We start from the raw sequence: 23,010 nt of genomic DNA on the forward strand, positions 1-23,010 counted from the left end.
AGTTCTTTATTAAATCAAAGGTGTTCTTATAGTTTCTTTTTCAGAAGGAAAAATCAGGGAGGTATAAAGGAGGTATAAGAGAGGCATAAGGGAGGCGTCAAAAACATTTTTCATGAGGGAAGCTTATTTTCCATCATGCCTCATGTAAAGATTCGCCCTCAGGAACTTTCAGATGCCAAACGTTTTTTTGAAATCTTCACACAAACGGACTTTGAATACATAGAAGTCCCGGTAGAAACCCTTGAGGACGAAAAACGCTTCCTGAATCTGAACGAGGTAAAAAGAAAAACCAATTTTGAACACAACTATTCGATTTTTTTTGACGGGAAACTCGTAGGAGCCTGCGGGATCAGGATCGACCAGCACAGGCCGTGGGTAGGGGAAATCGGATATCTCGTAGATAAGGATTACTGCGGGCAGGGAATCGCAACCGAAGCCGTAAGGCAGCTTGAGAAAATCGGTTTTGACGAACTGAAATTGCAGAGGATTGCCATCCTGATGGATATTCGAAATCTGGCGAGCGAGCAGGTTGCCCTCAAGTGCGGGTACGAAAAAGAAGGCGTGGCAAAAAAAATCCACAGGATAGGAAAAGGGTACTACGACTGTTTCGTATACGCGAAAACCAGGTAAAATACCATAACAGGCAAGCTCCCGGAACCGGGCAGATCCCAAAACAGACAAAATACCAAAACAGGCAAAATGCCAAAACAGACAAAATACTGTTCCCAAGCAAGCAGCAGATAGCGGCGAGGCAGAAGCAGAAGCAGAGCAGAAGCAGAGCAGAGCAGAAGCAGGGCAGAAGCAAAATTGGAACCTTAATCAACAGGCGAGAAAAATAAAAACTGAGGAAACAAAGCCCGGATAAGGGGGATCTGTAGAAACTCAGACCAGCCCCAGAGTCTCTACAAGGCTTATTCCGTACCAGACTACCATAAGGTTATTTGCGGTTACAAGGATGCCCACGGATTCTATGACGTGTTTTGTGAGAGTCCAGCGTTCCTTTGAAGTTTTTATCGCCGGAGCTACGTAAAAGAGCAAAAGGATGAATGCAATTTTTATAAGCAGTAGATGATAAATTCCATACTTTTCAAGGATCATGGCAGGAACAGGGTTATATTCTGTGCCGAAAGGCAGTGCGTAAAACGTAGAAGCCCAGTCCCCTATCACATAGAAAAGGATGATAAAGCGGATATCGTACAGATAAGACCTGAACGAACTCCAAGCATAGCCTACTTCCAAGAAAACCCCCCTCTTATTACTTCTTTGTTTTTAATTAAAAGCGACTTTATTTTGTGAGATTATATAAGCGTAAGAAACTAAGGTAGAGGTTCACAAATTTTAGTAAGGAGCCCACAACTGGTTTTAATAATATTTAAGGTGTTTATGAGCTCCTGAATACGAAATAAAGATTTAAACGAGCTTGAATAAGATTGAAAACAATAAAATATATATTTAACAGGATTTTTTCAGGAATAAAATAAAAAAAGAGATATTACGGGCTCCTGAAGTTGGTTTTGAGCATAGATAGAAGAGTATTTCTAACATATACCCGATGTACTCAATATGTAAAGTTTATGAATATTTTTAGCCCTGTTTTTAATAAAGTGAGGAAGTATTCTGTAAGTATGGAAAAGATTTAAAAAGGAGAATTTCAACTAAGAGGAAAACTCCGACAACAGATAATTTCATCAAAGGCGATCACAGCAAAAAGGAACCAGCAAAAGAAGTCCGGTGGAATCCCGAAGTGAGAGCCTTGCTGGAGACTATGAATTAACTAATGACTGAAAGTCGGACTCAAACTAAAAGATGATGCTAATGGCTGAACAATTCGAAAAACCGGAGATTGAGAACTCGTCTTCTCTTCTGGAAATGAAAAATGTTACGGTGGTTAGGGGCGGGAAAAAGATCCTTGACTCCGTATCACTCTCCATCAATCCCGGAGAACACGTTGCAATTATCGGGCCCAACGGCTCCGGCAAGTCCTCCCTCATCAAAACCTTAACAAAAGAGTACCATCCTCTTGCAGCGGCCGACGGGCTCGTACTGAAAATAATGGGGAAGGAGACCTGGAACGTCTTTGAGCTCAGGAAGCTTCTCGGGATAGTCTCTGGAGAACTCCAGCAGACCTGCTGCCGCCGGATCGGGGTCCTGGATGTGGTGCTCTCCGGGTTTTTCAGCAGCATAGGCATATATTACAACCACGAAGTGACCCCGGAAATGGAAGCGAGAGCAGAAGAGGTTCTGGACTTCCTTGAGATTTCTCACCTCGAAGAGCGGCCGATGTGCGAGCTTTCCACAGGAGAAGCAAGAAGAGTGCTGATAGGGAGGGCTCTTGTGCACGACCCGCAGGCGCTCTTTTTAGACGAACCCGCAAACAGCCTTGACTTAAAAGCCCTTCACGGCTTCCGCGAAAGCGTCCGGAAAATTGCGCTCTCAGGCAAAAGTGTGATTCTTGTCACCCACAACCTGCAGGACGTTATACCCGAAATCAGCCGTGTGGTCCTCATAAAGGAAGGGAAAATCTTCAGGGACGGGAAGAAAGAAGAGATCCTGACAGACGCAAACCTCTCGGAACTTTTCTCCCTCCCGGTAAAAGTCCTGGAAAAAGAAGGTTACTACCAGGCCTGGAGTTGAAAAAAGCATATCCCGGACCCAGCCCTGAAAATCCTCCCCTTTCAGAGCTAACCGGGACGGAGGAAATAGACTCAAAATTAAAAAACCCTTGTTTTCCGCTAAGAGTTATTAGCTCTCCTGATAAGGATATTCTTTAATAGTCCCGGGAAAAGTTTATATTATGACAGTGATGGGCATAATCGGCTGCAGGATCTTCGAAGATGAAATTGTCCATGTGCTTACAAACGACCCTGAAGCGGAAAAGATTTACATCATAAAAAATGAAGAAAATATAGGGCTCCTGCACAAACTTAAATCCCAGGGGCTTGATCCGGTAGTCCTTCCATTTTATGAATTAAGAACCCACCTGAAGCAAAGGGACGAGTTCAGCGTCATTGTCCAGCTTCAGGAGATAGGACTCCATACGGACCCTTCCAGGCTCAAAAGCAGAACATATACAAACCTGAACCTGATGTCCAGGTTTGCAGACGGGATCCTCCTTTTTTATGGGCTTTGCGGACATGCTTTATCCCGGATGCAGAAAGATTGTTCATTTTTCAGGTGTTCCCTGAAGCTACTTCAGGACAGGAGCGAAGGCGAACCGTCTCAGCCCCTTGAAGACTGTATTGCAGCAGCCCTCGGAGGCACCTCCCGCTACCGGGAAACCCTGAAAAAACACAGTGATACCTTTTTCTTAACCCCCATGTGGGCCGTAAACTGGGAAAAAGCTTTCAGGTTGGGAGATAAATCGATCCCGAGTTTTGAATTCACCCCTGAAAACATGAGAGAACTCGGATATCGAAAAGTTGCAAAGATTGACACAGGGCTCTCCTATGAACCTGATTTTGAGAAAAAAATTGAAGAATTTGCACTTAAGTTCGGGTTCGAGGTCATAGAACTTGAAGGCAGTACTGAAATAGCTCAAAAGTCGTACAGGCTAATGAAAAAAATGCTTCTCAATCCGCTCAGAGCCTGAAAAGGTTCTATCCAAAAAGAACCTTAAAAACTTCACTACTTGCGGACTGGCTCTAAATTAGATTGTATCAAAATGGAATTGATTCAAAATTAGATTGGATAAAAATTAGATTGGGTCAAATGGGATTGGATAAAAATTAGATTGGGTCAAATGGGATTGGGTCAAAATAAGATTGGGTCGAAATAAGATTGGGTCAAAATAAGATTGGGTCAAAATAAGATTGGATCAAAATAAAATTGGGTCAAATGGGATTGGATAAAAATGGGACTGGATAAAAAACGATTAGCTTTTTTGAAATTACCATAAAGAACCTGAAAAATTGTCTTGATGGCATTAGGTCAAGTTATTGAAATGTACCAGATGATTGATCAGTGCATTATTTTAACGCTCAGATATATATGGATACACGTAAAATAATAACTGAATATATTTAAATGCCGGCAAATTAAGTTGAATCTTTTTAGGCTTTTTAAAAAATCTGATTTTTAAAGCATATTATTTTTAAAAACATTCTTCCGGAGATTACATGGAATCCCTCAGGAGCTGCCCGGTCAGCTTTTCAAAATATGGGAAATAAAGATTTGTACATGCCAGAGGAGTCTACATGCCAGTAATGACCATAATAGGGTGCAGGATGTTCGAAGACGAGATAATGCACCTTCTTGAAAACGACCCTGAGATCGGAAAAGTGCTTGTGGTGGAAAACGAAGACTGCGGCGGGATCATGAGAAAGATGGCAGAAGCGGGAATTGCACATACTGCGCTCCCCCTTGAAGCGATTCCCGAAAAATCCGCAGGGAAAGGTGAAGGTTTAACCCTGATCATATACATGCTTGAACTTGCCCTCCATGCAATCCCTGAAAACCTCAAAAAAACCGTTTATTCAAAAGTAGAACTTATGGCGCCCCGCTCGGACGGAGTCCTGCTCTTTTACGGGCTTTGCGGAAACGTGCTCGGGAAAATTGAAGAGGACTTCAGAGCCCTGGACTGCAGGGTGAGTATCCTGAAAGAAGAGAACGGAGAAATCGTAGACGACTGCATAGGGGCTGTCCTCGGAGGCAGGGGGCACTACCTAGAAGCCCTGAAAAGCTGTAGAGGCGCAGGGACCTTTTTCCTGACCCCCATGTGGGCCGTGAACTGGAGGGAAATGATCCGGACTGCCGGTCTGAGCCGGAACCCGGATGATATTGAGATGTCGAAATTCGTCTTTGACTATGCAGGTTACAAAAGGGTTGCAAGGGTAAATACAGGCCTTGCCTACGAAAAAGACTTTGATGCCCGGGTAAAAGAGTTCTCTACGCTCTTTGAGTTTGAGGTTACGGACCTCGAAGGGACTCTGCAGCTTGTGGAGAATTGTTATGCAAAAACAAAAGCCTCAATGTTAGAGGCCTGCCCTCATTCCCAGACCTGAAAACCAGGATCCGAGTCCGAATCCGAGTCCGAAAACCGGGGCCTGAAAAGTTTCTATCCTGCTTCATCAGATTCCGGAATCGTTTTCTATTTTTTTGATTCAATCCTTAAAGGTCGGTCCTGGAAGATAGGTTCTGGAAAACATATTGACACGGTTTTCTATCTCACACATATTCCCCACACATATTTGTCATATCTTCCAAATATTTGCCATATCTTACACATCGCGATCACATCTTGCACATATTTATTATGCACTTCTCTGCTTCACCGTATACATCAGTTTACTTTATAAATTGAGAGGCATTAATATTCATAGAAAATAAAAAGTTAACACGAAACCTAACGGCAAAAAAAACATTAGGGGGAATTCAGAATTGGGAAACCATTTCATTATAATTGCCGGAGAAGAGGCAGGGCCTGCCTCAAATAAAATGGGCGGGATCTGGAACGTCATTCATGAAGAGGCACACACCCTTGCGACTCTTTTTGACTCCGGGAAATTAAAGAAGGCAAAAGAAAATACCGAGATCCTTGTTGCGGGCCCGTATTTCGGGCACAGGGGCGCGGACTGGAACCGGGGTTTGAACAGGATTACGGATATGAACGGGCTTGCTCCTCTCAGCACTGACGGAGAACTCAAAAAAAGCCTGAAAGCCCTTGAAGACGAGGGCATTAAAGTTTTCACAGGAGAAGAACTGGTCGGAGAAACCAGGATAGGTTACCTGCAATTCCAGACCTCTGATTTTGGAAAAATCCGTTCAACCTATGGGGGGAAAGATATGACTCTCGAAAGCAGGGTCAAAGCCGAAGCCTACGAACTCCTGGGGCTTGACTCCCTCAGATATGAAGGCATGCCAAATGGCGCGGAATATACTCATTACCTTTCTCTTTCACATTCGATTTCCGAGCTGATCCAGCTTCTTGTAAGTTCGGCTCCCAAAACTTTGGCAGAAGAGAAAGACCAGGAGAAAGAATTAATTCCCTGTCCGGGGGTTTCCCTGCACTGCCATGAATTTGGGGTATTTTATGCTCCTGCGAGACTTAGGAAACTGGGAATCCCGACAAACTCCGTTGCAACCCTGCATGCTACTATCCCCGGCAGAGCTGCCGGATACAACTCCATCCAGAAAAGAAGAAATAATGACAGCACGTGGCCTCCGGGAGTACCTGAGAACCTTGCCTCCCTCGAAGCCCTTGCCATGTACGCAGACATGGTTACTGCAGTAGGGGAATCCACGCGCCAGGAAGCCCGACTTTTTTACGGAATTAACGGGATTGTTATTAGAAACGGGATAACAATCGAAGCCGAAAAAATAGACTGGAGCCGAAAAGAACTCTCCCTCTCAAAGATCCGGAATTTCCTTTCCGAAAACCTGTACAGATACTACGGGGGGGAAAAGATCGAGCCCGAAAAGATTATCCCCATTTTCACAATCTCCCGCATAGAGGTTGAAAACAAAGGGTACCCTGACCTTCTCGATTCCCTTGTAGCTCTCGAGCATATAATAAGGAACAGCATCATGGAAGGGCATATGGAAGAGGGGATAAAGGTGATCTGTTTCCTTGTAGCTACGGAAGGCCCTAAAACCAACCTTCCGGAAGGGTTCCCGGTAAATCTTCCAAAAGATGTGCTTGTAGGAAACGAGCTGAGGCTTCAGCAGATGATAGAGGAAAGAGAGCTTGACTTCCCGAAAATGGTAAGAGGAAAACGTTCGGTTGCTGCTATGCTCTACCCCCAGATCATCTCTCCCGGGGACGGTGGGCTGGGAATGGGGGTAAGGGACTTCATGGCTGGCTGCTGTGCCGGAGTTTTTCCTTCCCGTTATGATCCCTTCCTGCTCACGGGGCTCGAAGCCGGAAGAGAGGGGACCCCAAGCGTGGTAAGCCGGGTCTGCGGTTTCAGCGATGCCATAAAAACTATCGAGTCCCTGGTAGAAGGCCTGGGCGGAGTAATAGTGGTAGACAATATAGACCTCTCTTACTACGAGACCGTCCTTGACTACGCCCTTTCAGTCAGTTACTTTACCAGAAATTTCATAGACGACCGGGTGAAATACAAACTTCTCTGCAGGGAAGCTTTTCTCCTTGCAAAGGACATGGGCTGGGAAAAACCCGCAGAACAGTATTATGAATTGATAAGCGGGGCACGCTTTTGTAAAAAGAAATAATGAGGACTCCTAAATAGGTAAAAGAGGAAATCATGAGTAGATTGAGGTTTTCCGAAAATGTCAGAAATCAGAAAGCACTATTTTCTCCCCGAATACTGCATAATTGCCGAAGGGAGAGCTAAAAGACCTTCGGATTTTGCAGGGGCAGCCAAAGATTCCGAAAAAAATCATTCTGAAAGCTGCGTGTTCTGCGGAGGGAATGAAGAAAAAACACCTCCTGCAACTGCGGCATATAAGAAGGGGGAGATCTTTGCCGATACCGAAAAAAAACGAGTCCGCAACTGGGATTTTCGCTGTTTTCCAAACCTCTATCCCGCACTTTCTCCTGCTCCGCCCTCTCCCGGATTTCGCGGAAAAGGGCTTGAAGCTTTTCCTGGATTCGGTTTCCATGAGGTAATAGTGGAGTCCCCCGTACACGGGAAAAAACTTGAGGAATTCTCCGATGCTGAGATATCCGGGCTTATGGGAGTCTATAAGGACAGAGTATGCCATTACGCAGCCCGTGAAAAAATCCGTTATGTTTCCCTGTTCAAAAACTCCGGAAAAGCTGCAGGCGCTTCACAGAACCACTCACATAGCCAGCTCCTCGCCCTGCCGGTTTGCCCTCAGGTTCTGGAAAGGGAACTGAAGGCTATCAGGGAAGGAGAAAAATGCCCTTACTGTGTGCTCCTTGAAAAAGAAAAAACTTCGACACGCCTTATCCGTGAAAATAGCAAATTTGTGGCTTTTGCCCCTTACTATTCAACAGGACCCTTTGAAGTATGGATCCTTCCAAAAGAACATATTAGTTTCCTGGGAGATTTCAGTCCGGAACTCCTTTTTGCTCTCGGGGAAATTTTGAGAGCGGTCCTCAGGAGTTATGGAAAAGTACTGGGGAACCTGCCTTATAACCACATGTTCTACCAGCTTTTTGAGACACCAGAGTACCACCTGAACCTGAGGCTGATGCCCAGGATCTCCACGGCTGCGGGGTTTGAATTGAATACCGGAATTTACATCAATACGGTTTCCCCTGAAAAGGCAGCTTCATATCTGAGGGGGGATATTAATGAGCCGACTCGGGAGAAAGTCGGGAGAGAAAAATAAACAGCTGGAGTGAAAGTTTCCGCTGTAGAACATAGGGAAAAAAACGGAGATATATTTATGTACAATTAAAAAGGATAAAGTTAGGGAAGTATAGAGATGTATCCTTAACGCGAAAATCATCCTGTGAACAGGCATATCTGGAGAATTCCTGTTCTGAATAGGTACGTGAAGGGTTTTAGAGGAAGAAGGATAGAGAAATTACGACAAGAAAGGCGCAACCTGAGTTTACCGGTTACCGATCTGGAAATATATCAGGTAAAACTGAAGGGTTTTAACAAAACAGGCTGGGGGATACCTGTAACTTTTAGCAGCCGCAATGTCCTTCACTTGACAAAAAGGAATGAGTGAGTCTATGAAAAAGATTCGAGTAGGAATGTTTAGCTGGGAAAGTTTGTATTCGATACGTGTAGGTGGGATTTCACCCCATGTATCCGAACTCTCTGAGGCTCTTGCAGCCAAAGGTCATGATATTCACCTTTTTACACGAGGCAAAGATAATAGTGATGAAATCATCAAAGGAGTTCACTACCACAGAGTGGAGTGCGACCGGTATGGAGGAATAGTTGAACAGATGAACAGGATGTGCGACGCCATGTACTGTCGGTTCCTGGACGTGCAGGAGGAAGCTGGAGAGTTTGATATCCTCCACGGGCACGACTGGCATCCTGTAAATGTCCTCTGCAGGCTTAAAGCCCAATTTGGGCTGCCTTTTGTCCTGACTTTTCACAGTACGGAATGGGGGCGTAATGGAAACCGCCACGGAGACTGGTGGGAAGCAAAAGAGATTTCACACAGGGAGTGGCTTGGCGGGTATGAAGCTTCCGATGTAATTGTTACGTCTACGATTTTGAAAGACGAAATCAAGCACATATACAAACTTCCCGATTATAAGCTCTGGGAGATCCCCAATGGGATAAACGTGGGAAAAATAAAGAGGGAAATTGACCCCGGAGAAATAAAAAGAAACTACGGTATCCACCCCTGCCTTCCCGTGGTGCTCTTTACCGGAAGGATGTCTTACCAAAAGGGACCGGATCTGTTAGTCGAAGCCGCAGCAAAAGTCCTGAGGAAACGGGATGCCCGGTTTGTGCTTATAGGAGAAGGAGAGATGCGGAATCAATGTGAAAACCAGGCTAACAGGCTTGGGATCGGAGGCTCCTGCGATTTCCTTGGTTATGCTCCGGATAACACCGTCATAGACTGGTTTAACGCCTGTGACCTTGTCTGTGTCCCGAGCCGGAACGAACCCTTCGGGATAGTCGTGCTTGAGGCATGGGATGCAAGAAAGCCGGTAGTTGCAAGCGATGCAGTCGCTCTTGTTGAGAACTTCAGGACAGGTGTCATTGCCCATAAAGAGCCCTCGTCCATTGCCTGGGGCCTCAATTACGTACTTGAAGGGCTCGGCCGCAACAGGATGGGAGAAAAGGGGTACGATCTCCTGAAAAAGAGATACAACTGGGAAACGATAGCTACAAAAACCCTTGAAGTATACGAAAAAATAATAGAAAAAACCTGAACACTAATAGTAGTGTTTCACCGTGTCTCTAAACTCGAAGCTGCTACAAAGAAAATTAAATTAAAAGTGGATACAGATACCCCCTCAAAAAAACACACATGATATTCTTCGAATAGCAGGCACAAATAATAAAAGTAATTGAAAGTACTTTCATACCAAAGAAATGTATATTTCTGGGACTGTAATTGACTCAGAAAGACGTAGTGTAAAGTACTGCTCGAATAAGTGTAAAAACGGTTGCATATAAAGCGAGATCTTATGCTGAGGGTTGATAGCGCTGACGCGGACATACCGTCGTTTGCTGCGGGATATGTCCGCGCCATTGCAATTTTAATTCAGGACAATTTTATACAATAGAAAAAAACGGTTACCTTTTCAGATAAAACATTGCTATTTTTTTAGAATACGGAAATTACTTATAATCATTTTTTCTTGATTATGTTAGCTATGAAAAAACTTGGATTCGGGACGTTGCGTCTTCCACTCACCCGTCCTGACGATGTGAAATCGATCGATCAGGATCTTTTTAATCGGCTCGTTGATGAATTCATGAAAGCGGGTTATACTTACTTTGAGACCGGCTGGCCATATCATTCCCAGTGTGCTGAAGACGCCTGTAGAAAAGCAATTGTAGAACGGTATCCCAGGGAAAAATTCTGTCTCGCGGATAAGATGCCGACCTATAATCTCAAAAAAAGTGAGGACTATGAGAATATTTTCACCGAACAGCTGAAACGTTGTGGAGTAGACTATTTCGATTATTATCTCTTCCATAACCTTGGTAACAAAACCTATAAACAATGTGAAGAACTCGGAGGTTTTGAGTTTCTTCGACAGAAAAAGGACGAGGGAGTTGTGAAGCATATAGGTTTTTCGTTTCACGACACACCGGAAGTTCTTGTTAAAATATTAACAGAACATCCCGATGTGGATGTTGTGCAATTGCAGATAAATTATATCGATTGGGAAAACATCAGCATCCAGTCACGCAGATGCTACGAAGTTGCGAGGAAACATAACAAACCGATCATCGTCATGGAGCCAGTTAAAGGCGGGGCGCTTGCCTCGGTCCCTGAAAAGGCGGAAAAACTTATGCATAAGATCCATCCGGAGGATTCCCCTGCTTCGTGGGCACTTCGGTTTGCTGCGGGATTTGAGGGAGTTTTCATAGTCCTGAGCGGTATGAACACCATTGAACAGGTGAAGGATAATATCAAGACCTTCGATAATCTGACACCGATTTCCCCTGAAGAAAATACTGTCCTCGAAGAAGTCAAGGAGATCATTAGCAAGAGTACCGCGGTCCCCTGTACTGCATGCCGGTACTGCGTCGAGGGGTGTCCGCAGGATATCCAGATACCCGTTTTATTCTCAATTTATAATGATGCAATGAAGTATGGAGATATCAACTACCCCACTGTGCATTACCAACATGCAGTCTTTGGTCACGGTAAAGCAAGCGACTGCATAGAATGCTGCAAGTGTGAAAAGAGTTGCCCGCAACATCTGCCAATATCTGAAATCATGAAGGAGATCGCAACTAGGTTTGATAAAGAGAAATGAGAATTTCCGGCAGGCTTTTATATTTTTGATCATTCCACCGTTAACAATGTATTGAATTAAAAAAACGAACATGAAACTCTTCGAATAACGGGCCCAAAAAATGAAAGTACTTGAAGGCACTTTCATGCCAAATTGTATATTTAAAAATCGTATCTGAAATTCAGATACTTAAAAACCTCAAATATATATAAAATTTAAAGAAAAGTTTAAAAGGAAGATGTTATACGGCGTCTTCCTCATCGTCTTCATCAAATTCTTTGTAACTGTCACTTCCGACCATTGCTGCCGAGATAGAATCAATCCCGTCGAGCCACTCTGCAACAATGCCGTACGGGAGTTCAGCCATTGCCTCTTCAGGCAGGCTCTGTCCTTTAAGCACGATTGCGCCGCACTGGGCAGTGTAATCAAGAGCAAGGTCAAGGTTATCCGAGGCTTCGGCATCGACTGCTGCTTTTATAAGTTCATCGATACTTGCTTCGCCCTCATAATCACCCATAACATAACATTCAAAGGCGACAAGCGCCCCCATAAGAGAGGTCTGTACTGAATCGATCATAAGGTCGATATCTTCAGAAATGGGATCGACCTCGGAAAGCACGATATCCCTTATCTCCTCAAGAATTTGCAGAGCTTTTTCCTTGGAGAGCATAGCTTTTTCAAAACGAGCGGTTACTTTCAGGCAGGCAAGGATCACGTCGTCAACCATATTGACAAATACGGCACTTTCCTTCCCGACTTCTTCTTCTGTTTCTTTTATTTGAAAACCGCTTTCCCTTGCCCGTCCGAGCCAGTTTTCCCAGCGCTTTTGGGTATAAAATTCATAGGGGGGGACCTGGTTCATTTCATGTTCAGGCACTTATAACACCGCTTATATACCTTTTTTATTAATTAATAATCAATCTTACTATTACTAAAAGGTGTTTGTTTATGTTCACCAGGCAAGTTTCACTTTTTTCAAGGAATTGCCGGCTTCACATTTTGAGTCAAGGCTTTCAAGGACCTCTACGATTTTGCATTTGTCCCCTTTTAAAAGCCCTTCCGGGTGGCAGACCTCATACACGCTGCACTCTCTCTTTCCACATTTGGCTGGCTCATACATAATTTTTGCTCCTTCAACGGCCTTTCTCGATTCCAGAGTTGTCAGGATAGGAGCCCTGCTGACGTCCACAGCAAGTACCCCGCTGTCGTGCAGGAAACATTCATGTATGTCCTTGCTTCTGATTCTCTCGACCCTATACCTGCGTCCGGGTTCAAGGTTAAGGCATGTATTCTTCAACCGGCATTTCTTACATTCAGGCATTTCACCTTTGAATATGAATTCCAGTCCTTCCCTTGCCAGCCGTGATCCGATGAGTGTTATTTTTGTATCACTTTCTGTCATAATAGTTCTTCCGTTTAAATATATTCTGGTATTCGTTGGTTTTTCGGGATTCCGGGAGCTGATCCCAAAATATTTCTAATTAGTATTGAGATTAGACCTGAAGTCAGGCACTTAAGACGGATTATCCTGAATAAATCGAATTCATTTAAACTCAAATGGGCCGTTAATACTTATTAGATCTGAAATTAGATCTGAACCCCGGCCTGAAAGATTCTGAGATATCATTGTTTATCTTTATGATATTTTAAACAGTTGTTGATTTTTTGCTTCAGCCTGAGTTAAAACAACTTTTCAACTTATGACCTTTGTGATTCTTGCAACCTTCTCGGCTGCCGAGGGAGTAAGCCCGTTTCCGAGAATTGTGTATCGGTCCGGACGGATACTGTGTGCATGTAAAAGGGCTTCAACTATATATCTATCTTCTATGCCCAGTTCTTCTGCATTCGTGGGAGCCCCGATCTTTTTTAAGGCGTCCCGGATCTCCTGCCAGTTTCCCCCGTGCAGGTACATCATCATGATCGTACCAACTCCACATTGTTCACCGTGCAGCGCAGGCTTTGGGGCAATCCTGTCAAGGGCGTGGCTGAACATATGTTCCGACCCCGAAGCCGGCCTTGAAGAGCCTGCAATGCTCATTGCAACCCCATTCGAAACCAGAGCTTTTACCACAAGCCTGGCAGACGTCTCATGTTCCGGTTTTATCGAATCGGCATTTTCTATTACCACCCTTGCTGCCATACGGGAGAGAGCGGCAGCATATTCCCCGAAATACTCGTTTCGGAGCCTGCTTGCAAGCTCCCAGTCCAGAACTGCCGTGTAATTGGAAATAATGTCTCCACAGCCGGCTACAAGAAACCGGAACGGAGCCGCCGAGATGATTTCGGTGTCTGCAACTACGGCAATAGGGGCCTGGGCCTGTACGGAAGCATTTTTTCCGTTGTCAATTATTGAGGCGCGGGAAGACGCGATACCGTCATGAGAAGCTGCTGTCGGCACACTGATAAAGGGGATTTCGAGCCTTGTGGAAGCGAGTTTTGCAAGGTCAATGGATCTGCCGCTTCCGATCCCGAGAAGAAAAGTAGCCCCGGTCTCGGAGGCTTTTTGCATTATTTTATCGACTTCCTCCATGGTTGCCCTGCAGGTAAGCACCATTTCTGTGCTGCTCCCTGCGTTTTCCAGGAGTGTGCTCACTCTTTTACCCGCGACGTCCCGGGTAGTGTTTCCGGTAACTATCAGCGCATTCCCTTTCAGTTTCAGGTCCCTGCAAACATCTCCGATTTCCTCAAGTACGCCATGCCCGACAAGCACGTCCCGTGGAAGCTGCATCCATTTTGCGCTGTTTTTATTGATGGTCAATTTCATACCCGCATGAATTTTTAGTTGTGATATTTTTGTGATATTTAGTTGTGATATTTTTGTGATATTTAGTTGTGATATTTTTGTGATATTTAGTTGTGATATTTAGTTGTGATATTTAGTTGTGATAAAGAGCTAATATAGACCTGATTAATAAGGCAGGTTTAAGCCAGCCGGAATTGAGGCTTACTTACTGAAGATTTACATCTCAACTGTCTCTGCAGATATCTCTAATCATCCGGGTATTTAACACCAGCAGATAAGCATCAGGGATTATATCGACAGATAGTAAAACCTGCAGAGAATTTGGACAATATATCAAATACCTGTTTAATAGGTAAACTTAATTCATTAACTTAATTCTCAGAGGGATTAAGAAGAAAATGCTTCAGCTCGGTTTACTTCACATCCTTCTTTCCCGACTTTCCTTCAATCAATTTCATCTCTGTTGATAGGTCTATTGACCCTTACCCGTTAACAGATACAATTACATATATTAATTATAAAAATGAAGTAATATAAAATTTATTCGATATAACATTCCTATAAGATATCTGCTTTTCCTGAAACAAAGCTTCGAGAAGGCAAAGAAATATCTGTGATTAAACCGAACACCGTTCACCAGTTGAGATTCCCACATTCATAGTTCGGAAAGAAGTTTGTTTCAGATAAATAAGCCAGTACGCAAACTCAGTTATGTACAGTAAGTATTAATTGTATTAGGTTATTGCCATTTTGAATGAGTGATAAGATGAATATTTTAACGGATAAGATTTCACAATTTATCAATACCTACTACCTGGATCCCATTAAGGGCGATGAAGGGTATAATCTTGTAAATACCTTTACCTGGGCAATCGTACTGGGCATCTGTATTTTCGGGATTTTCAAGCTCCTCAAAAAGCTGGAAGTAAAAATAACCCCCGAGTTTATTCTCTCAATCCTGCCATTCGTACTTGCAGGCTCTTCTCTGCGCGTGCTTGAAGATTCCCCTGCCGGCATCTTTCACCCCCCGTTCTCCTATTTGCTTATAACCCCGAATATTTATTTCCTGGTTTTCGGGGTAACCGTAATCTGCCTCTGGCTCTCAATCAGGCTGCAGAAAGCAGGGTTTGTGGAAGATTATCATCCCGTGTTCGCAGGCTTCGGGCTGGTATGGTTTTTCTTAAACCTTGGCGTTCTTCTACATTATGAAAATGTCGTCGCCGCGTACGTTCCGGTCTTTGTTATCGGAGTGGGAACAGGACTGACCCTTGTCTTTTACCTGGTTGCCCGTCACTTTAAGTCCGCGATCTTTACCAACCCCCTGAACCTCTCAATCCTGCTCGCCCATATGATGGATGCTTCTTCGACATACATAGGAATAGAGAAACTGGGATACTTTGAAAAACACGTGCTTCCATCTTATCTCATTGAACTTACGGGTACCGCATTGGTTATGTATCCGTTGAAGCTAATTATCTTCGTAGGGGTTATTTATGCACTTGATACCCAGTTTGAGAAAGATGAGGAGTCCGAAAACCTGAAGATGCTTATCAAGATGGTTATTTTGATCCTCGGGCTTTCTCCGGCAACTCGAAACACAATTCGAATGATGCTGGGAATCTGAAAGAAATGAAAAATAGGGGTCTGCAGCCGGCACTCGGAGATCTGAAAGGAATGGAAAACCGTTGCTTGCTGAACCCGAATTTAAGGGGTTAAATCCTTGGGGGATGAACATGGAAAAAGAGGAAGAATATTATTTGAGGGAGAGAAACGGAGAAGAACAAGCAGAAACTTCCGAAGGGGAAAGGGAAGAAAAAATATATGCCCCCGTGGAAAATTTCCATTTAACTGAAAGCGGAGAAACAAAATCCAGGCCAGGGGAAAGAACTAACTCAAAAATATCCGAGTTTACCAGCTATCTGAATTTTATCTGGCCTTATTTCCTTATAATGGCCGGGGTATTTTTCGTGGCTCTGCTTGCAGGCTATAACTCATCGGCAAATTTTCCGCATATGGCTGATGAACTCATGAAAGATTTCAGCAACCGCTTCGAGCCCCTCCTGGCTATGCATCCGCTAGTAATTATGTTTGGAATCTTTCTTAATAATGCCTTTGTGAGCCTGCTCTTTCTTATACTGGGGCTAGCCTTCGGGGTTCTTCCGGTTTTGTTTGTCGCCTTCAATGGATATATTGTAGGAGTAATCTCGCACCTCGTAGCCCAGGAAAGAGGCCTGCTTTTTATCGTACTTGCTCTGCTCCCGCACGGGATACTGGAACTGCCCATGGTCTTCCTGGCAGCCGGAATAGGGCTCAGGTTAGGACACCAGGTTTTCGCTGCCCTTATAGGCAGGCACACTGAAATTAAAAAAGAATTTAAAGGAGGGATGAGATTTTATTTCCGCTGGATTGTGCCTCTCCTCTTCGTGGCAGCTGTAGTTGAGACCTTTATTACACCTTTGATCCTGAATTTCCTCTAAAAAATCGGATAAAACGAAGCTGCCGTGAGAGGGCACACCAGCCCTCCAGCTTACCCTCTATTATATAAACGATTACTTCTATTAGAAAGGGTTTTAATAGGTAAAGCTGTTAATGGGGAAAAATCCAATCAGAGCTCTTATTTCATAATACCTGGAAAACTACCGCAGGGGCCTGTATTTAAGGCATGAACTGTATTTCAGGCGTCTCATCGAAGATCATGGAGAGAATCACACGGGATCACATCTGGTCCCTATCTCACTGGAGTATCAATACCTCGAAAAAACCTAGGGACATCATATATGATTGATAGGAAAGAAATTAAGGAAATCGTTGAAGGTTATTACGCACATGCTGATAAGATTAAAGTGGGGACAATTGCCTCTCACTCGGGACTCGACATCTGCGATGGAGCAGTTGAAGAAGATTTCAGGACCCTTGCAGTCTGCCAGGCAGGCAGGGAGAAGACTTACACCGAATACTTCAGGGCTCAGAGAGACCCCTACGGGAAGATAAAGAGGGGAATTGTCGACGAGACAGTTGTCTATAAGAAGTATAACGAAATCCTCCTGCCCCAGAACCAGCAGAAACTGGTTGACGAAAAAGTGCTTTTTATCCCTAACCGCTCTTTTACCTCCTACTGCAGCATCGATGAGATTGAAGATAATTTCAGAGTGCCCATGGTAGGGAGCAGGAACCTCCTCAGGAGCGAGGAGAGAAGCGAACAGCAGAGTTACTACTGGATACTTGAAAAAGCCGGGCTTCCGTTTCCGGAAAAAATCGAGTCTCCCAAAGACATTAACGAGCTCGTAATGGTAAAGCTTCCCCATGCCGTAAAGAAACTCGAAAGAGGCTTTTTCACGGCATCAAGTTATAAAGAGTACCAGGAAAAATCCGAAGCCCTTATAAAGCAGGGGGTTATTACGCGCGAAGCTCTTGAAAATGCCAGGATCGAGCGGTATATTATAGGCCCTGTGTTCAACCTTGATATGTTCTACTCCCCTATAGAGCCAAAAATGAGCAAACTGGAACTCCTTGGCATTGACTGGCGCTTTGAGACCAGCCTTGACGGGCATGTAAGGCTCCCTGCTCCCCAGCAGATGGCTCTTGCCCCGCACCAGCTCACTCCGGAATACACGGTCTGCGGGCACAACTCGGCAACTCTTCGTGAGTCTCTCCTTGAAAAGGTATTCGAAATGGGAGAAAAGTATGTGAAAGCCACTCAAGAGCATTACGCCCCCGGAATTATAGGACCTTTCTGCCTGCAGACCTGTGTGGACAAGGACCTGAATTTCTATATTTATGATGTGGCCCCGAGAGTCGGCGGCGGGACCAACGTGCACATGTCAGTCGGGCATTCCTACGGCAACTCCCTCTGGAGAAGGCCGATGAGTACGGGCAGAAGGCTTGCCTTTGAGATCAGGCGCGCTCTGGAGCTTGAGAAACTTGATATGATCGTCACATAAATTTATTAAGGCTTTCCGGCATTAGTAGTATGAGTTGTGCAGGATACCGTAAACTTTAAAAGTATAATCCTAATCTGCGAAATTCACGTATAACCAGAAATTTAATGAAAAAACTTTTCCGGGCTTTCAGCCTGTAAATTCAGGATTTGCCCGAAGGGATTCGGGCTCATGTAAAACCCGTTCCTGTAAAATCCCGCTTAATCTACAGCTTATATAGAACCAAGGATCACATAATGAAAATTAAGAATTAGACTGGATTTAGAATTGAAATCTGCAGACCCCGGAGTTAAAATCCCTGGAGGCACAGATTTCGGAAAAAATACCTGCCTTATATCAGATTATCTTCACTCTACTGGAGGAAACTACAACTTGAGTCAGCCCTGTGTTAATATCGGCATGGTAGGCCATGTCGACCATGGAAAAACCACACTTGTCAAAGCTTTATCCGGTGTGTGGACGGATACGCATAGTGAAGAAGTAAAAAGAGGGATTTCGATAAGATTGGGATATGCCGATTCCCCATTCATGAAATGCCCGAAATGCCCTGCTCCTCAATGTTATACTGTGGAGAAGACCTGCCCCAACTGTGGAGAAAAAACGGAAGAACACAGGATAGTGTCCTTTGTAGATGCCCCGGGGCACGAAACACTTATGGCAACAATGCTTTCCGGTGCTGCGATTATGGATGGAGCAGTGCTTGTAATTGCTGCAAATGAAGAATGTCCGCAGCCCCAGACAAAAGAACACCTGATGGCTCTGGACATCATAGGAATTAAAAACATTGTTATAGTCCAGAATAAAATTGACCTCGTATCAAGGGAAAAGCTTGTCGAGAACTACCACCAGATAAAGGAATTTGTTAAGGGCACGGTTGCCGAAAACGCGCCTATAATCCCTATTTCTGCCCAGCAGAATATTAACATTGATGTCCTGATCGATGCCCTGGAAACCCAGATCCCGACCCCTGTACACAAAGTGGATAAGCCTGCCAGCATGTTGATCGCCCGATCTTTTGACATTAACAAGCCCGGAGCCTCAATCGATGAAATCCGCGGAGGAGTTATCGGAGGCACCCTTACGGAAGGCGTACTTCACCCCGGGGACGAGCTCGAGATAAGACCCGGAATAAAAGTCACAACAGAAGGCAGCACCAAATGGATTCCTATCGTGACAACGATTTCATCCATTTATGCAGGTCCGACAAAGGTAGAGGAAGCAACTCCGGGTGGGCTTCTGGCTGTCGGAACTTACCTTGACCCCACCCTGACGAAAGGCGACTCTTTAACCGGACAGATCGCAGGCGTCCCAGGCACCCTGCCTGAGACCAGGCACCAGTTTGTCATGGAACTTCACCTGCTCGACAGGGTTGTGGGAGTTACAAGGGAAGAAAAGATAAATGAAATCAAGACCAGTGAACCCCTTATGCTCAATATAGGGACTGCAACGACCGTAGGGATCGTTACAAGTGCCAGGAAAAATGAAGCTCAGGTGGCACTCAAGCGCCCGATAAGCGCAGCCGTCGGAGCTATGGTTGCTATTAGCAGGAGAATCGATTCCCGCTGGCGGCTCATTGGAGTAGGGGTAATAAAGAGTTGAAAATCATAATCGATACTAACGGGTTCATGATCCCTGTCCAGTTCGGAGTGGATATTTTCGAAGAACTGAAAAGGCTGGGTTTTAATGAGTTCTATGTGCCTGAAGCTGTTGTATTTGAAATCGAAAAACTCATAAAGCGGGAAAAAGGTTCAAACAGAACGGCCGCAAAGGTTGCCAGGTCCATGATGGACAGGTGCGAACGAATAGCCGGAACGGGACCTGCGGATGATGTGATTCTCAGGCTCGCGGGCGAGATGGAAGCGGCTGTTCTGACAAATGATATAGGGTTGAAGCGCAGACTTGCCGAAAACGGGATCCAAACCGTGTCTCTGCGCCAGAAAAACAGACTTGATATTGTCTGAAACCCACCGGACATTTCCGGGCAGCAGTTCCATTGATTAAATTTAGGGTGATTAGCAGATGTATAAATTAATGAAGCTCATTGATACTGTTCGCATTCCTCCCACCCTTCTCGGGGAAGAAATAATGCCTACCATTAAAAACGCGTTACGGGAAAAACTTGAAGGACAGGTTGACAAAAAGCTTGGCTCCCTTGTCGCTGTTTACAATATCGACGAGGTCGGAGAAGGACATATTCTCGTAGGAGACGGGGCTGTGTACTATGATGTGACATTCGAAGCCATAATGTTCATTCCGGAGCTCCAGGAGATTATTGAAGGAGAGGTCGTGGAAGCTGTTGGCTTTGGAGTTTTCGTTGGAATGGGTCCGATGGACGGGCTGCTCCACGTCAGCCAGATTACTGACGACTTTATTTCTTATGATGCCAAAAATGCAAGGCTGGTCACTAAAAACGGAGGCAAATCAATTGCCGAAGGGGACCATGTCAGAGCCAGAATTGTTGCAGTCAGTATCAATGAAAGGGAACCAAAGGAAAGCAAGATAGGGCTTACCATGCGCCAGACTGCTCTAGGGAAACTGCAGTGGCTCGAAGAAGCCCGCAGGAAGAAGCAGCCTCAGGAAGCCCCAGGCAAAGAGGCTGCCTGAATAAAAAAGAAGGCAAAAAAGAGGATTTGCAATGTCAGAAAAAGTCTGTCGACACTGCTTGAGGGTCCTGGAGGGGCAAACCTGTCCTGTTTGTGGAACTTCGGACCTTGCGGAAGAATGGAGTGGACTTGTTATTATCCTTGACACGGAACGCTCGGAAATCGCAAAAAGACTCGGGGTTGACATCCCGGATAGATTTGCCTTGAAGGTGCGCTGAGTTGAGTGTTCATATCGAGCTTCCGACAGAACTTCGCCCACTTATGAAAAGACCCCTGGGCACTTTATACAGGGGGAAGGGCAGGGATACCGTAGAAAAGTTTGTAGGAGAGCTTGCAAGCCCCACAAAACTTATATCCGTAGGGGATGTTACTACCTTCCACCTGCTCGAAGCCGGGATTATTCCGGACATCTGTATTGTGGATAATCGTACCAAAAGGAAACCGGTATCCAGAGATGTGTCGGACCGGAACAGAGATAAAGTCTATGAAGAAGTTTCGGTTGACAACCCTGCAGGGATTATCACCGATGAGCTGATAAAAACCCTTTGCGAAGCGTTCGATTCAGAAAAACTTCTCCGCATTTTTGTAAGGGGAGAAGAGGATCTGGCAACCCTTCCGGTAATCCTTATGGCTCCGCTGGGGTCTGTGGTCCTTTACGGGCAACCCGATGAGGGTGTGGTCTTTGTGAGGGTCACTGAGGAAAAGAAAGAAGAAATAAGAGTACTTTTTGAAAAGCTCATCAGCAAAAATCAGAATACTGAATTGGATAAAATACGGAGAATTCTAGATGGACATAAAGATCCTTAAAGACAAGAATAATTCACTTTTAAACAGAAGGGAACTGGATTTCGTTGTGAAATATGAAGGTTCGACTCCTTCCAGAAGTGATGTCAGGAACAAACTTGCTGCAATGTTGAACGCTCCCCTTGAACTGCTGATCATCCAGAGGATCAAGACCGAATACGGAATGCAGGAAAGCAAAGGCTATGCAAAGGTCTACGCAGACGAAGCCCGCATGAAGCAGGTAGAACAGGAATATATCCTGAAGAGAAACCCTGCCCCGGGAGCAGAAGCTGAGGAAGAAGAGGCTTAAGCCTTACTGAGGTGTATAAACATGGCAGTAAAAGATTACTATAAAGTCCAGGGCGACTCCGTAACCAGACTCAAACAGTTCTGTCCCAGATGCGGACCCGGTGTATTCCTTGCCGACCACAAAAACCGCCTTGCCTGCGGAAAGTGCGGCTACACCGAATTCAAGAAATAACCCGCAAGGGAAATCATAACTCATTTTTCAACTCGAACCGCAGGAGTTTTCCTGCGGCTTCTTTCATTCACGTCCTCCTCCGGAGGAAAGTCTATCAAACTTTTCTTTAAAATCGATCAAACTTTTCTTTAAAATCGATCAAACTTTTCTTTAAAATCGATCAAGCTATTCTTTGAAGTCTATCAAACTTTTCCTCACACGCTCAGATACCACCATTAAATATTCGAGCCCTTTCTTTTCGATTTTCAACAATTCAACAGCTTTTTCACGGAGCTACCGCAGGGCTCCTTTCAATATTTATATATTTTCAGACCCTAATTATTTATTGCACAAAAGATTATTAAGTCATATTTTGAGGTTATAACCATGCAATAATTTATCTATTTTGTATGCTAATTTCTATTAATAAGTAACATCTCAGATATATATCATTTTTGAGAATATCTACGGGACATCTACGGAATGACTGACATCAGATAGCGGACAGGCGCTATTTTGCAAGGAGGAGGATAAAATATGCCTGAGGAAAGTGCGAAAACAAAAATCGTCAGAGTAAAGAATATTCACATAAAAAACCTGAAAGTAAAGGGCCTGAGACCAAAACCTCTTATTATAAAGAACCTGAATTTAAAGGACGTCAGGAAAGCAAAGGGGGTAACATGTCAGAGAAAAACACAAGAAAGAAAAGCATCACAATAAAGGACTCGGACATAAAAAACTTTAAAATAAAAGGTCTGGGGCCAAAACCCTTTCTCATAAAGAACCTGACCATAAGAAATTTCAGGCTTATCTTCAAACTCCCACCGGAAAAGAAAGAGTAGGGGAAGGGGAAAGCTTGGCATTCCTGCAAAAAAAACAGAAAAAAAGTGGCTCCTCGCTGTTCTATGTGGATTGAAAATAATTGCTCAGTTAAAAAGTAGCTATGCCAAAAAGAGAAACATCAAGCTAGAATGTGATTTTCAAACATAAGTGTTTCTAAATTTTATATGTGCTACTTCGACATTTTATAGATGAATGTAAGTTATCCACTCGAAATAGCGAAGAGCCGAAAAAGTTTCTTTATGATATGCAAAAAATATTCTGAAGAAATTGAAGAGCAAATGAAAGCATTTGCGGTCAGAATATAACCTGAAAGTCCATCAGACAGG

At 44.4% G+C, this 23,010-nt stretch carries 23 protein-coding genes; 19 read left to right on the plus strand and 4 right to left on the minus strand.

Going from position 1 to position 23,010, the window contains the following annotated elements; all coding sequences use genetic code 11:
* The first annotated feature begins 135 nt into the window (after nucleotides 1–135).
* Complete coding sequence (locus MA_RS19150) at nucleotides 136–630, plus strand: GNAT family N-acetyltransferase (RefSeq protein ID WP_011023581.1); 495 nt, start codon at nucleotides 136–138, stop codon at nucleotides 628–630.
* A 252-nt stretch (nucleotides 631–882) separates the two neighbouring features.
* Here MA_RS19150 and MA_RS19155 read toward each other — a convergent pair whose 3' ends face one another.
* Nucleotides 883–1,239 carry a hypothetical protein gene (locus MA_RS19155; RefSeq protein WP_011023582.1) on the minus strand — a complete coding sequence of 119 codons (357 nt, stop codon included), beginning with the start codon at nucleotides 1,237–1,239 and terminating at the stop codon, nucleotides 883–885.
* A gap of 570 nt (nucleotides 1,240–1,809) precedes the next feature.
* Here MA_RS19155 and MA_RS19160 point away from each other — a divergent pair.
* The 7 genes from MA_RS19160 (at nucleotide 1,810) to MA_RS19190 (ending at nucleotide 11,335) form a co-directional block, all read left to right on the plus strand.
* A complete protein-coding gene (locus tag MA_RS19160; RefSeq protein WP_011023583.1) occupies nucleotides 1,810–2,634 on the plus strand; it encodes an ABC transporter ATP-binding protein in 825 nt (274 codons plus the stop codon).
* 160 nt (nucleotides 2,635–2,794) lie between these two features.
* On the plus strand, nucleotides 2,795–3,589 hold the full coding sequence (locus MA_RS19165; RefSeq protein WP_011023584.1) for a DUF1638 domain-containing protein: 795 nt from the start codon (nucleotides 2,795–2,797) through the stop codon (nucleotides 3,587–3,589).
* A gap of 604 nt (nucleotides 3,590–4,193) precedes the next feature.
* A complete protein-coding gene (locus MA_RS19170; protein ID WP_048065770.1) occupies nucleotides 4,194–5,000 on the plus strand; it encodes a DUF1638 domain-containing protein in 807 nt (268 codons plus the stop codon).
* 376 nt (nucleotides 5,001–5,376) lie between these two features.
* A complete protein-coding gene (locus MA_RS19175) occupies nucleotides 5,377–7,170 on the plus strand; it encodes a glycosyltransferase family 4 protein (protein ID WP_011023586.1) in 1,794 nt (597 codons plus the stop codon).
* A gap of 57 nt (nucleotides 7,171–7,227) precedes the next feature.
* On the plus strand, nucleotides 7,228–8,256 hold the full coding sequence (locus MA_RS19180; RefSeq protein ID WP_011023587.1) for a galactose-1-phosphate uridylyltransferase: 1,029 nt from the start codon (nucleotides 7,228–7,230) through the stop codon (nucleotides 8,254–8,256).
* A 352-nt stretch (nucleotides 8,257–8,608) separates the two neighbouring features.
* Nucleotides 8,609–9,772 carry a glycosyltransferase family 4 protein gene (locus tag MA_RS19185; RefSeq protein ID WP_048065771.1) on the plus strand — a complete coding sequence of 388 codons (1,164 nt, stop codon included), beginning with the start codon at nucleotides 8,609–8,611 and terminating at the stop codon, nucleotides 9,770–9,772.
* 447 nt (nucleotides 9,773–10,219) lie between these two features.
* Complete coding sequence (locus tag MA_RS19190; protein ID WP_048066524.1) at nucleotides 10,220–11,335, plus strand: aldo/keto reductase; 1,116 nt, start codon at nucleotides 10,220–10,222, stop codon at nucleotides 11,333–11,335.
* A gap of 220 nt (nucleotides 11,336–11,555) precedes the next feature.
* Here MA_RS19190 and MA_RS19195 read toward each other — a convergent pair whose 3' ends face one another.
* The 3 genes from MA_RS19195 to MA_RS19205 form a co-directional block, all read right to left on the minus strand.
* The gene (locus tag MA_RS19195; RefSeq protein ID WP_011023591.1) at nucleotides 11,556–12,191 is read right to left on the minus strand and encodes a DUF2150 family protein; all 636 of its coding nucleotides are present in this window, start codon (nucleotides 12,189–12,191) and stop codon (nucleotides 11,556–11,558) included.
* Nucleotides 12,192–12,266: 75 nt separating this feature from the next.
* The gene (locus MA_RS19200; RefSeq protein WP_011023592.1) at nucleotides 12,267–12,716 is read right to left on the minus strand and encodes a UPF0179 family protein; all 450 of its coding nucleotides are present in this window, start codon (nucleotides 12,714–12,716) and stop codon (nucleotides 12,267–12,269) included.
* 291 nt (nucleotides 12,717–13,007) lie between these two features.
* Entirely contained in the window at nucleotides 13,008–14,078 is a 1,071-nt protein-coding gene (locus MA_RS19205; RefSeq protein ID WP_011023593.1) for an NAD(P)-dependent glycerol-1-phosphate dehydrogenase, read from the minus strand.
* 733 nt (nucleotides 14,079–14,811) lie between these two features.
* Here MA_RS19205 and MA_RS19210 point away from each other — a divergent pair.
* The 11 genes from MA_RS19210 to MA_RS19260 all read left to right on the plus strand — a co-directional run bounded on the left by MA_RS19210 (nucleotide 14,812) and on the right by MA_RS19260 (nucleotide 22,561).
* Nucleotides 14,812–15,681: a DUF63 family protein gene (locus MA_RS19210; protein WP_011023594.1), complete on the plus strand. Its 870-nt coding sequence runs from the start codon at nucleotides 14,812–14,814 to the stop codon at nucleotides 15,679–15,681.
* Between the two features lie 109 nt (nucleotides 15,682–15,790).
* Entirely contained in the window at nucleotides 15,791–16,534 is a 744-nt protein-coding gene (locus tag MA_RS19215; RefSeq protein WP_048066526.1) for a stage II sporulation protein M, read from the plus strand.
* Nucleotides 16,535–16,834: 300 nt separating this feature from the next.
* Nucleotides 16,835–17,998, plus strand: coding sequence for a formate--phosphoribosylaminoimidazolecarboxamide ligase family protein (locus tag MA_RS19220; RefSeq protein WP_011023596.1), 1,164 nt, complete (start codon nucleotides 16,835–16,837; stop codon nucleotides 17,996–17,998).
* 369 nt (nucleotides 17,999–18,367) lie between these two features.
* A complete protein-coding gene (locus MA_RS19225; RefSeq protein ID WP_048066527.1) occupies nucleotides 18,368–19,594 on the plus strand; it encodes a translation initiation factor IF-2 subunit gamma in 1,227 nt (408 codons plus the stop codon).
* Nucleotides 19,591–19,956 carry a PIN domain-containing protein gene (locus MA_RS19230; RefSeq protein ID WP_011023598.1) on the plus strand — a complete coding sequence of 122 codons (366 nt, stop codon included), beginning with the start codon at nucleotides 19,591–19,593 and terminating at the stop codon, nucleotides 19,954–19,956. Before MA_RS19225 ends, MA_RS19230 begins: the two co-directional genes overlap by 4 nt.
* A gap of 58 nt (nucleotides 19,957–20,014) precedes the next feature.
* Nucleotides 20,015–20,599, plus strand: coding sequence for a DNA-directed RNA polymerase (locus MA_RS19235; protein ID WP_011023599.1), 585 nt, complete (start codon nucleotides 20,015–20,017; stop codon nucleotides 20,597–20,599).
* Between the two features lie 31 nt (nucleotides 20,600–20,630).
* Nucleotides 20,631–20,816 carry a transcription elongation factor subunit Spt4 gene (gene spt4 / locus MA_RS19240; protein ID WP_011023600.1) on the plus strand — a complete coding sequence of 62 codons (186 nt, stop codon included), beginning with the start codon at nucleotides 20,631–20,633 and terminating at the stop codon, nucleotides 20,814–20,816.
* A gap of 1 nt (nucleotide 20,817) precedes the next feature.
* Complete coding sequence (locus MA_RS19245; protein WP_011023601.1) at nucleotides 20,818–21,405, plus strand: GTP-dependent dephospho-CoA kinase family protein; 588 nt, start codon at nucleotides 20,818–20,820, stop codon at nucleotides 21,403–21,405.
* Entirely contained in the window at nucleotides 21,386–21,691 is a 306-nt protein-coding gene (locus tag MA_RS19250) for a 30S ribosomal protein S24e (protein WP_011023602.1), read from the plus strand. Before MA_RS19245 ends, MA_RS19250 begins: the two co-directional genes overlap by 20 nt.
* Before the next feature lie 21 nt (nucleotides 21,692–21,712).
* A complete protein-coding gene (locus tag MA_RS19255; RefSeq protein ID WP_011032551.1) occupies nucleotides 21,713–21,862 on the plus strand; it encodes a 30S ribosomal protein S27ae in 150 nt (49 codons plus the stop codon).
* Nucleotides 21,863–22,378: 516 nt separating this feature from the next.
* Nucleotides 22,379–22,561: a hypothetical protein gene (locus MA_RS19260; RefSeq protein WP_048065772.1), complete on the plus strand. Its 183-nt coding sequence runs from the start codon at nucleotides 22,379–22,381 to the stop codon at nucleotides 22,559–22,561.
* The last annotated feature ends 449 nt before the right edge of the window (nucleotides 22,562–23,010 follow it).

The organism is Methanosarcina acetivorans C2A (assembly GCF_000007345.1).
GTDB lineage: Archaea > Halobacteriota > Methanosarcinia > Methanosarcinales > Methanosarcinaceae > Methanosarcina > Methanosarcina acetivorans.